Here is a 10,155-nt window from a genome sequence, read left to right on the forward strand (position 1 = left end):
AAATGAGTAATTTATTTACGACATTAACAGCAGTACAAAAACGCTCTCTGATGGTTTTGGCCGTCACTATCGTTGCGTTTACAGTGGCAGCAGTAGTATGGGTTGTTAAGGCAAGCTATCAACCTGTGCACCTTAAAGATATGCAGCAATCGGCGGCAATCATTGAAAAGTTTGAGCAGAATAATCTTGATTATAAGTACACTGCAAACGGTGAGCTGTTAGTTAACCAGGAACAACTTGGTAAAAGTCAGTTGCTATTGGAGCAAGCTCAGGGAAGCAGCTTTTCATCACATGGTCTGGAATTATTCGATAAGACTGATTATGGCATGACAGAGCATGCACAAAAGGTAACGTTCCAAAGAGCGATGCAAGGAGAGCTGGAAAGAACGCTTTCCTCTTTATCTTATATTCGTTACGCCCGCGTGCATTTGACCATGGCAGACAAGCGATTGTTTTCTGCAGATAGCTCGCCTGCAAAAGCGTCAGTTACATTGTTTACTGAGCCAGGATATGAAATGACGCGTCGTAACATCAGCGGTATCCAATCTTTGGTTTCGGCTGCTGTTGAAGGGTTAAGCGCCAATCAGGTTACGGTCTTTTCAGAGCATGGCAAACAGCTTTCAAGGGGAGCTGCGGCGTCAGATGAGCAGGAAATACTAGTTGGTAGTTCTGCAAAAGAAGCAGAGTTGATAAAGAAAGTAGAAAAGCTACTGGCACTTTATATGATGCCATCACAATTTGCGGTTTCTGCAAGCGTGGAGTTGAGTCACAAGAAGGTGAGTTCAGTTGAAAAGTCTGTGCTTGCGGGTCCTGACGGAAAAGGGGTTGTGGTTCGCAAAAAAACATCCAGCCGTGATGTGCCCAAGGCTGACTCAGATAGCAACTCAAACGCTTTACATGTTAATGAAGAGCTTGAATACACAGTTGGCAGCAAAACACAGCAGAGCACTCAACTGGCTGGAGATGTTGAAAAGATAAGCATTGCTGTTGCTTTGAACGTTAGCATGGATGAGCTGCAAATAACTAAGCTGAAAACATTACTTTCATCCGCCACCGGCTTAGATAAAGCACGCGGTGATACGGTTGCAATAGAATATTTTGAACCGCTAATTGTGGAACAAAACCAGATCCTAGAAGCACCTAAAACGCTTGAACAGCCAAAGCCAGAGAAAACAGATGTGAGTGAGGCAAGGTCTTTTAAAGATTTACTGCCACAGACTACTTTTCCTGTGTTGCTACTGCTTTTAATTCCGCTCGCTATCGTGTCAATTGGCTTTATGGTATCAGCACGCAATCGTTTACCTAAGAAAGAACGCCAAGAGATGTTGCACGAGGTATCGCAGTGGCTTGAAAAGCAGGAGTCTGGTCATGCACGCTAAGGAAAATCCTATCAAAATGGTGGCTCTTAAGCTCACCACCTTGAACTGGATGGACAGAGCTTGGTTGTTGCGCAGACTCGACCCTGAGGTACGTAAACAGGTTAAAGGGGCTTACAGCGCATTACAACAAATCGGAATCGAAAACCCGTCGGAGTTGTTGGCACAGCTAACTGGAAATAAGCATCAACTGGAACATCAGGCGTCCCCGTTACCGAAGGATGTATTAGCTTATTTAAAACGTATTGACACTCACGAAGGGGTGGTTACTGAACAGGTCAAAGCGTTGATAAATGAACACTTACACGCGGCTAAGCACACCAATGTGGTTGAGCTTAAAGAGGGGGGGCAATGATCGACAGTGTTAAAACCTACTATGGGCCAAAAAGCTCAAAGCCAGCGGTTACTGAGTCGCCTATCGTCACAGCAGTGCAGCAAGAAGCAAAGCCGGATGCGCGAGCATTGCTTATGGCTATGGAGTCTTCTGAGCGTCAGCAATTAATCGCAGAGTTGTTTCAAAGTGATATTGAAACGATTGTTAAAACTGAATCTGAGCGCGGCTATAAAGAAGGCTTAGACAAGGGCGTAAAAGAAGCACAGAACCTTACTAGCCAACGCGCAGAAGAGATTGAAAAAGGACTGGCCGAGCAACAGCAGCAACTAGACATATTGCTAAAAAACATTAGTGCTTTAACACCTGAAATCCAACTTAAAGACGAAGAGATATACGAGACGATTACGTTGGCGGTTTTTAAGCTACTAGGTGAGCGTTTAGAGCAGGGCACGTATTTACAACAAGTGGTTGAGCGGGCTATCGAAGAAAGCTTGATGTCGAAAAGTGTAGTGTTGTGCTTGAGCCCTGAGGATCACCAGTTGGTTCAGTCGCACATACAGAGTCAGTATGCCCAGCAATTACAAGAAAAAGTGGTAATAAAAGAAGATAAGCGTTTGTCTATTGGGGATACAAGGCTGGAGCTGGCAAATGGTTGTATTGAATCCAACTTTGGCGAAAAGTTGCAGGTGTGGTGTAAAAATTTAGTGCAGCTGCAAAGAGGCACAAGCGTTGGCTAACTTACATTTATTTAAGCAGTCACTAGACAATATTGAATGTCAGATCAGCAAAGGTTTTGTTATCACAACGATAGGTGTAGTGGTAGAAGCCAGCTGTCCAGGTGCTTGTATTGGTGAGCTTTGTAAAATTTATCCAAAGTCAGGACAGCCTGAAATTTTATGTCAGGTTGTCGGCTTTCGTGAACAAAGCGTTTTGCTGTTGCCGTTTGAAAGTCTCCGAGGGGTAACCTACGGCAGCAAGGTCATCTCCTTGGGACATAGTGTCACAGTACCTGTTGGTAATGGCTATCTGGGTCGAGTGGTGAATGCTTTTGGTAAAGCAATTGACGATGCCGGAGAGATCCATGATGTCATTGATGTTGAGATACAAACACAACCAATCAACCCACTGAAAAGGCAACCAATAGAAGATGTATTCGATACGGGAGTGACTGCTATTGATACTTTTCTTACATTGGGGCTTGGCCAAAGAGTTGGTCTATTTGCCGGAAGTGGTGTAGGTAAAAGTAGTTTGCTCAGTGATATATGTAAAAACAGGATCAGCGATGACAAAGTTAATATCGTTGTACTTGTTGGGGAGCGAGGACGAGAAGTTGAAGAATTTGTATCTCGTACACTCGGATCTGAAGGTATCAAAAACTCAGTGGTAATAGCCGCTACTGCGGAAGAGTCACCTTTAGTACGAGTACAATCAGTACATTACGCGTTAGCGCTGGCGGAATATTTTTCGTATCAGGGCAAGGACGTATTGTTGACAGTAGATTCTATGACACGTTTTGCAATGGCGCTCAGAGAGATTGGCTTAGCAATAGGTGAACCCCCAACACTCAAAGGCTACACCACATCGGTATTTTCAGCGATCCCTAAAGTTGTTGAGCGCTGTGGCAGGTTCAACGGTCGCGGCGCTATCACAGCCATTTTCACAGTGTTGGTTGAAAATGATGACTTTAACGATCCCGTTGTTGATACTTTGCGCGCTATTTTGGATGGTCATATCGTTCTAACCAGACAACTGGCCGAACGTTATCACTTTCCGGCAATTGATATTTTGAAATCTGTGAGCCGCTTATTTGGTGATCTATCTACTACTGAGCAACGAGAATCACTGCTTAAAGTGCGCAAAGCCTGGCTGAATTATGAAGACAATAAAGAGTTGCTAGAGCTGGGCATGGTAGAGGGGGAGAACTCCAATGCCGCATTAATAAAGCGTAATTACAAAACGGTTTGTGAATTTTTACAGCAAGACAAAGGTGAACATATAGAGCGTAAAACCATGCTCGAACGTTTACACGCGCTGGAGATAAAAGATGACAAACAACCTTAAGAATGCGCGCTTTTGCAATCAATATTCGCAAATTTTTGCGCATAAAACATTAGCAAAGCAAGCTGAAATGAACAGCGTCCTAAGAGAGCTGAGTGAAGAAAAAGCTCAGTTACAGCAATGCCATAAAAGATTGCAGCGAGCTAATGAGCACTTTAACTTGGGTACAGTGATGCCGGAAGTACACCGGGCAACCCTCAACCATGTTGCTACTTTAGCTGTCAGCATAGATGAGTTAAATATGCGTATTTCTGAGCTTGAGTCACAACGTAAAAGTTTACAACAAGAGCTTATGTTACTGAAGCTAAAGCAGCAAGTGACCAGCAACAAATCTGACCAATTTAAACGACAGGAAAGCGCGCGTTTAACTCAGTTACAAGAAAAACAGCTGGAACAATTGTGGGTTATCAATAAAGGAAATTTTAATCGTGCTTGAACTTGATAATTTAATTTTAACGGGCGCAGGTAAGCTTGCGGTTGGCAGCGGTTCAGGGCTTACGGGAAAGCAGACTCAACAGGGGGAAGATTCACCTTTCTTAGCGTTGTTGAACGTTTCTCAAGAGCCGGAGCATGCCGATGTTAACTCAACTATGGTGTCAGGTAATCAAAACAATGAACAAGTTTTGGAACTGGTAAATCACAGTGGTACTAGTGCGAAACAGCCGCATGATTTAACGAGTAAGCATACAGACTTGATCAGTAAGCTGCAAAATGATCTGACGTTACTGTTTAGCGACTCAAATAATAACGCACCATTGTATATCGCTGCTGACACTGTTGACACGCTGACTCAAGCTCAGCAAGAGCAACACAGCAGCATAGTGTCAGATACAGTGATGCAAAGCCCTCTTATGCTTGTTGTACCAACGCAAGTGAATAGTAGCAGCGCATCGACCATTGAGGTCAAAGTCACCGTAACTTGGGGAAAGGTGGCTAAAGGTTACCTGTCGCAGCTGAAAACATCTGAGGCTGGTGTGCAAAGTCTTCAACTCAAGCATCACTTAAATACTTCGTCAGGGTCAGGCCAAGCGACGCCGTTGCCTAGCAATTTGGGTTTTGAGAGCACTAAATTGAACAATAGCGTCAAGCTACAAAGCCAGCTTTGGCAAGTTGCTGGAACTGAGCAGGTTTCAAACCGAGTTTATGAACAAGTAAAGAAACGTGCCGTGCTTGAGGGCGCAAAACCTCATTATGACTCTCGTTCTCAGGCTTACTCAGCTCAGGCGCTATTTATTGTGCCTACAAACGACAAAGAACTGAAAGTATCAGCAAGAGATTATTTTAACCGACAAGACTACAGCAAGTCAGTGTTGTCATGGTTAGACAGCTTTGTAAGTAAAGAGATGCTCTCGAAGTTATCTGAGTATAGCTTTAATGGTGTCACCTTATGGCAAAGGGAGGAGTAAATGGCAATTGAAAGTATTGGGCAGGTAAGTAATACCACAACGGCATCTAATGAAAACAGTAATGTATCTCAAGATGAGTTCATCAAATTGTTTTTGGCGCAGTTGAATTCTCAAGACCCTCTGGAGCCACTCAATAACAGAGAATTTTTAGCACAATTAGCGCAGTTTTCTGCGCTTGAACAAACACGTCAGTCAAATGACAAACTACAAAGTCTATTGTCGATGAATTCGTCGAATCAGGCGCTTAGCTTACTTGGCAAATCAGTACAGGTAAATCTGCAAGCTGGTTCTGAGTTTAATGGCACCATCGAAGCTATTCACTACGATGCCAATGGACCAACACTAACAATCAAAAGTACTGAAGGTAGCTTTGTCGATAAAATATCGCTTAGCCAAGTAACCGTCGTAACGCAATAACAGGAGTTAATTATGTTTCAGGCCTTCTTTAATGGGCTTTCGGGAATGCTTTCATTCTCGAAAAACTTGGATACAGTAAGTAATAATATTTCGAACATGAATACCCCAGGGTTTCGTGCTGCCGATACGTTTTATGACAGCTTAAGTGGCGGCCCAGGTAATGGCGGTATTGGTACACAAATATCAGGCTTAGGATATCGATTCACCAGTGGTGACATTAAGCAAACAGGAAATGCGACGGACGTTGCCATTAATGGCCAAGGCTTCTTTACGTTACTACAAGACGGTAATCAATATCTAACCCGTGCTGGTCAGTTTACGTTTAACAGTGATGGCATATTAGTTGATAAAAACAGCGGAGCTAGCGTTGCAAGTTTGAGTGACACCGGTGCATTATCTGAGTTTGATATTAGTGGCCTGAGAATGTTGGCACCTCAGGCAAGTTCATTGGTTGAGCTAAGCGGGAACCTTTCTAGTGGTGCTTCTTCTCATGAAGTTTCTGGTGTGAAGGTGTTTAATGATCTCGGTGAGGAAGTTGAACTCACATTAAAGTTCACACGCAGTGAAACAGTGACCGGAGAGTGGAGTGTTGATGTTAGCAAGTCATCAGACCCTGATGTGGTCATTTCTAGCTCGACTATCGCGTTTGGCCCTGATGGAACACCAGTGGACGGACAAGCAACGTTTTCTGTTGATGTTTCGGACTCTATGGGCGGCAGCACGGCGGTGTCTTTTTCGCTTGGCAGTCCAGAGAACTTTTCTCAGTCAACATCAATGGATACAGGCGAGACTTCTACCCTAAAAGCAACTGTGACAGATGGGTCTGCCATTGCGTCATTGACCAGCATTGAATTCTCCGCGGATGGTGCTCTGTCTTTGAAATACAGCAACGGCGAGACGAAAAAAGGTCCTGCTTTGGCACTTGCACAAGTAAAAGATGAAAGTTCACTGCAGCTGGTAAAAGGTAACATGTTTGAGGCTCAAAGTACTTCAGGGTTGTCCTTCGCTAAAGCTGGCACATCAGGTTTAGGTAGCATTGCAGGTAAGAGTATTGAGTTGTCTAACGTTGACTTGTCTCGTGAGTTTGCCGACATGTTGGTGATTCAGCGTGGTTACCAAGCCAGCTCTAGATTGCTTAACGTATCGAATCAGTTGCTTGAGCAATTATATGAGAATACTAGAGGTCGATAATGTCAGTGATAAGTACTGGTGTATTTGACAACGAAATGAAGCAGGCCGTAAATGACTTACTACGTAGTGAAGTAAGTCATTGGCAACAAACCTGGTTCATGAATTGCCCATTTACTGTTGATACGGACTTTAACGAGGCTCTATTTTGTGGGCTGGAGGTTAAGGAAGTATGTGATCAGGGAATGCATGAATCCGGAATTGGTATTTATACCCATTCCGACAAGGAAGCTAACTCATTACTACAGCAAATGTTTAACTGCGATGAAAGCACCTTAAAGTCGCTGTTGGAAGAGTTGAATATTGCTCCTTTGGATACGGTATATGCAGATTTTCGCAGTAGAATCGCAGCGCGCCTAGGAGTAAAAGAATCAATAGTACATGCGGACCCGCAAGTGATTGTTAAAGCAAAGCTATCTTGGCAGGGTGGAGAGTTAATCGTGTGTCTAGATAGCAAGGTGTTTGAGTGCTTGTTGAAACAAAAGTATGCCTCTACACAATCTTTAGCATCGCTTGTAAAAGCCGCGCAACACAGCCAAATTCCAATGCGCGTGTCGCTAAAAAGCGAATCTATTAACTTTGTTGATGTTATGTGCCTGAAAAAAGGCGATGTAGTTATGTTAAAACAAGAGATCGAAAAGCCAATCTCTATTGATGTGAATCACGCCAGTGGAGCCGTTCAAGGCTACTTAGTTGAGCGTGAGAATAATAAAGCAATTATATTTTCGGAGTCGTAAATGAAAGATGTTCAGCCGGTTGAATTCACTGAGGTGACACAAAACAGCGCGTCTGGTGAGAAAATGTTTACAGGCCTAGATAAGCGTATGCTAAAAGGTGTGCAGGTTGAGCTGGAGTGTATTGTTGGTGATACCGAGATCTCTTTAGACAAACTGTATTCACTGCAAGCAGGTGAAGTAGTTAAGCTTGGTCAGTCCACGCAGGAACCAATTAAACTTTGCCTAAACGGTAATGTTGTCGCTATGGGACGCCTAGTAGCAGCAGAGGGCAAGTTTGGTGTTGAAATAACTGACGTGCCGGTATTATCAGATGAGTGAACTTCAGTTTCGGCAAGCTGAAGCAGTAGGTGATTTTCAACTGGTCGTATTAACGATAGTTTCACTGCTTTTGGTTGCTGTTTATCTGTATTTAAAGTTGGTTCATACAAACAAACACAAATTGAATGATGGTGTAAAAGTGCTGAGTAAAACAAGGCTGAGTCAGCATAGCGTGGTCTATGAATTGTGCACAGAGCACAGGAAATATGTTGTATTGGAGTCAAAATTTGGTGTGATTGAACTCAATGGGGAAAGTCTTTCCCACAATGGAGAGCATAGTGAATAAAATATTAGCACTCGCTCTTATGTTGTTCAGTTTTTTTCCTGTGTATGGTGCTGATCAAGTTTCGCAAACTAGTTTGCTACATGATGTTGCCAACTCAGGGCTCATAAATGATCTTGCTCCAGAGCTAAAGACTGTTTTAACGCTAACTTTACTTTCCTTTGTGCCTGTGATTTTAATTGCTATGACGGCGTTTACTCGAATCGTTATTGTGCTTTCAATGCTTCGTCATGCTCTAGGATTACAGCAAACACCACCCAACATTATTATTATTACGCTTAGCCTATTTTTGACGTTTTATACGATGTTACCAGTGTGGGAAAAGGTAGAAAGTGATGCTCTAAGACCTTATGTCAGTGACACTATTTCGTTGGAAAGTGCCTTGGATCAGGGCGGAAAGCATATGAAGGATTTTATGATAAGCCAAACTCGCGAGGAAGATTTTGCGGCAATCTTGAACATGGCTAACAAAACTCCTCCACAGAGTATTGACCAAGTATCATTTAGCTATCTGGTACCTGCATTTTTGCTTAGTGAATTGACGACTGCTTTTAAAATTGCATTTGTCATTTTTATACCATTTCTGTTAATTGACTTGGTTGTTGCTAGTGTGTTGATGTCATTGGGTATGATAATGTTACCGCCTATTTCGATAGCGCTACCTATTAAGGTGATGTTATTTGTGTTGATTGATGGCTGGTCGCTGGTTTCTCAGTCTTTGGTCAGTAGCTTTTCCTAGAAATGTGCAAAACACAGAAGCCACGACCTTCCGTGTTTTGCGCATCGCTTAAGTTTAATTAAATTTGTTTTTATAAATGTCTAACAGTACCGAGTTAGTCGAGCTGCTAAGTTCATCAGCTTCTGAATCGTCGACTGTCTCTTGCTCAGGTTCTTCGCTGATCATGTATAGTAGTTTAGTCATGTTCTCATTCAATGCATGATTTTCATTGTTGAGCAATATGCCTTCTTTTAGCATCTGTTTTGCGTGATCAATCTCATTATTACATACATGTATTAGAGCATTAGCAAACAGGCTCAGATAAACTTGTTCTGTTAGCTCCAGCAGTGAACTGATAAACCTATTAAAAGTGTCTACGTCGGAGTTTAGAGTTGCTAAAAAGCACAGTTGAAAACGTGCAATATGGTAATCTGGTTTGAGCTCAAGACAACGGGTAAAAGCATCTTTTGCTTGTTCATATGTCCCTTTTTCAGCCTGATAAGAACCATCCAGAAAATGTAACTCATAGCTTTGTGGATATTGTGCTATTAAGTTGGCTATCTTTTCATGCTGCTCGTTATTTATTATTTCCTGAAAGTCATCAACCAATTGTTTTAAATCTGATAAATGCGTTTGTTGAGATGACATAGTTTTGCTCTGTTTCCATTTTTGATAAAGGTATAATAATAAAGTTTAACGACTTTGGATATGTCCGTCCCGATTTATTTTCCGATGAACGCTATCTTATTTGCTCTGAAAATTGGCAGTGCTTTTTTGTTATCTAAAAAAATATTATTTTTTGTTAAAGATTTTAGAAAAATGCTGGAAGAGGTACATAGAAACACTTTTTAGCAAATAAATTGGATAAATTATGGGCGCTATCATTTCAGGCGAAGGACTCGGTCTTTTTAACACCTCTTCATCATTTTCAGGCCAACAGGGGCGTGCGGCTCTTGGGCAGGCATCAGAAAACATCTTTGTTAATGCAGCGACAGGTAACTTGGTGTTGCAACATCAAGATGAGCAGGTAAAAGGGCTGGGACTGGGACTTGGGGTGATAAGAACCTACAACAGCTTGGGCCATTTTGATGGTGATAACGATGACCAATGGCGGCTCGGGTTTTTAAAATCGATTACCCTTGAAGGGGCACGTAACCAAGCAGGCAGCACAGTGACGCGCGTGACGGCAGATGGCTTTGCGCAGCGCTTTAACTATAATGCAGCTAAAGGTGAGTATGTCAGCACCCAAGGCAGTGGTGCGCACGATACCTTAAAGTTCAATGCCGATGGCAGTGCACTATTAGACATTGACGGTCAAAA

Annotated in this window: 14 protein-coding genes; 13 read left to right on the plus strand and 1 reads right to left on the minus strand. The window is 42.7% G+C overall.

Features of this window, described 5'->3' with window-relative positions:
* Positions 1–2 precede the first annotated feature (2 nt).
* Genes fliF through fliP form a run of 12 tightly spaced genes read left to right on the plus strand, consistent with a single transcriptional unit; the run spans position 3 to position 8,856 of the window.
* Complete coding sequence (gene fliF / locus BIW53_RS03180) at positions 3–1,379, plus strand: flagellar basal-body MS-ring/collar protein FliF (RefSeq protein ID WP_070990367.1); 1,377 nt, start codon at positions 3–5, stop codon at positions 1,377–1,379.
* Positions 1,369–1,731, plus strand: a complete 363-nt coding sequence (locus BIW53_RS03185; protein WP_070990368.1) for a hypothetical protein — start codon at positions 1,369–1,371, stop codon at positions 1,729–1,731. The genes fliF and BIW53_RS03185 overlap by 11 nt, the downstream gene beginning before the upstream one ends.
* On the plus strand, positions 1,728–2,447 hold the full coding sequence (locus BIW53_RS03190; protein WP_070990369.1) for a FliH/SctL family protein: 720 nt from the start codon (positions 1,728–1,730) through the stop codon (positions 2,445–2,447). Before BIW53_RS03185 ends, BIW53_RS03190 begins: the two co-directional genes overlap by 4 nt.
* Positions 2,440–3,771 carry a FliI/YscN family ATPase gene (locus BIW53_RS03195; RefSeq protein ID WP_084228044.1) on the plus strand — a complete coding sequence of 444 codons (1,332 nt, stop codon included), beginning with the start codon at positions 2,440–2,442 and terminating at the stop codon, positions 3,769–3,771. Before BIW53_RS03190 ends, BIW53_RS03195 begins: the two co-directional genes overlap by 8 nt.
* Entirely contained in the window at positions 3,755–4,204 is a 450-nt protein-coding gene (locus BIW53_RS03200) for a hypothetical protein (protein ID WP_070990370.1), read from the plus strand. Before BIW53_RS03195 ends, BIW53_RS03200 begins: the two co-directional genes overlap by 17 nt.
* Positions 4,197–5,174 carry a hypothetical protein gene (locus BIW53_RS03205; RefSeq protein WP_070990371.1) on the plus strand — a complete coding sequence of 326 codons (978 nt, stop codon included), beginning with the start codon at positions 4,197–4,199 and terminating at the stop codon, positions 5,172–5,174. Before BIW53_RS03200 ends, BIW53_RS03205 begins: the two co-directional genes overlap by 8 nt.
* Complete coding sequence (locus tag BIW53_RS03210) at positions 5,175–5,591, plus strand: flagellar hook assembly protein FlgD (protein ID WP_070990372.1); 417 nt, start codon at positions 5,175–5,177, stop codon at positions 5,589–5,591.
* 12 nt (positions 5,592–5,603) lie between these two features.
* Positions 5,604–6,782, plus strand: coding sequence for a flagellar basal-body rod protein FlgF (gene flgF, locus BIW53_RS03215; protein ID WP_070990373.1), 1,179 nt, complete (start codon positions 5,604–5,606; stop codon positions 6,780–6,782).
* Positions 6,782–7,516: a FliM/FliN family flagellar motor switch protein gene (locus BIW53_RS03220; protein WP_070990374.1), complete on the plus strand. Its 735-nt coding sequence runs from the start codon at positions 6,782–6,784 to the stop codon at positions 7,514–7,516. The genes flgF and BIW53_RS03220 overlap by 1 nt, the downstream gene beginning before the upstream one ends.
* A complete protein-coding gene (locus BIW53_RS03225) occupies positions 7,517–7,834 on the plus strand; it encodes a FliM/FliN family flagellar motor switch protein (RefSeq protein ID WP_070990375.1) in 318 nt (105 codons plus the stop codon).
* Entirely contained in the window at positions 7,827–8,120 is a 294-nt protein-coding gene (locus BIW53_RS03230; RefSeq protein ID WP_070990376.1) for a hypothetical protein, read from the plus strand. The genes BIW53_RS03225 and BIW53_RS03230 overlap by 8 nt, the downstream gene beginning before the upstream one ends.
* The gene (fliP, locus tag BIW53_RS03235) at positions 8,113–8,856 is read left to right on the plus strand and encodes a flagellar type III secretion system pore protein FliP (RefSeq protein WP_245699338.1); all 744 of its coding nucleotides are present in this window, start codon (positions 8,113–8,115) and stop codon (positions 8,854–8,856) included. The genes BIW53_RS03230 and fliP overlap by 8 nt, the downstream gene beginning before the upstream one ends.
* A 54-nt stretch (positions 8,857–8,910) precedes the next feature.
* Here fliP and BIW53_RS03240 read toward each other — a convergent pair whose 3' ends face one another.
* Entirely contained in the window at positions 8,911–9,483 is a 573-nt protein-coding gene (locus BIW53_RS03240) for a hypothetical protein (protein ID WP_070990378.1), read from the minus strand.
* A 223-nt stretch (positions 9,484–9,706) separates the two neighbouring features.
* Here BIW53_RS03240 and BIW53_RS03245 point away from each other — a divergent pair.
* The coding region (locus BIW53_RS03245; protein WP_217495703.1) for a DUF6531 domain-containing protein at positions 9,707–10,155 on the plus strand (449 nt) is incomplete at its 3' end.

It is taken from the genome of Pseudoalteromonas byunsanensis, from assembly GCF_001854475.1.
Taxonomy (GTDB): domain Bacteria; phylum Pseudomonadota; class Gammaproteobacteria; order Enterobacterales; family Alteromonadaceae; genus Pseudoalteromonas; species Pseudoalteromonas byunsanensis.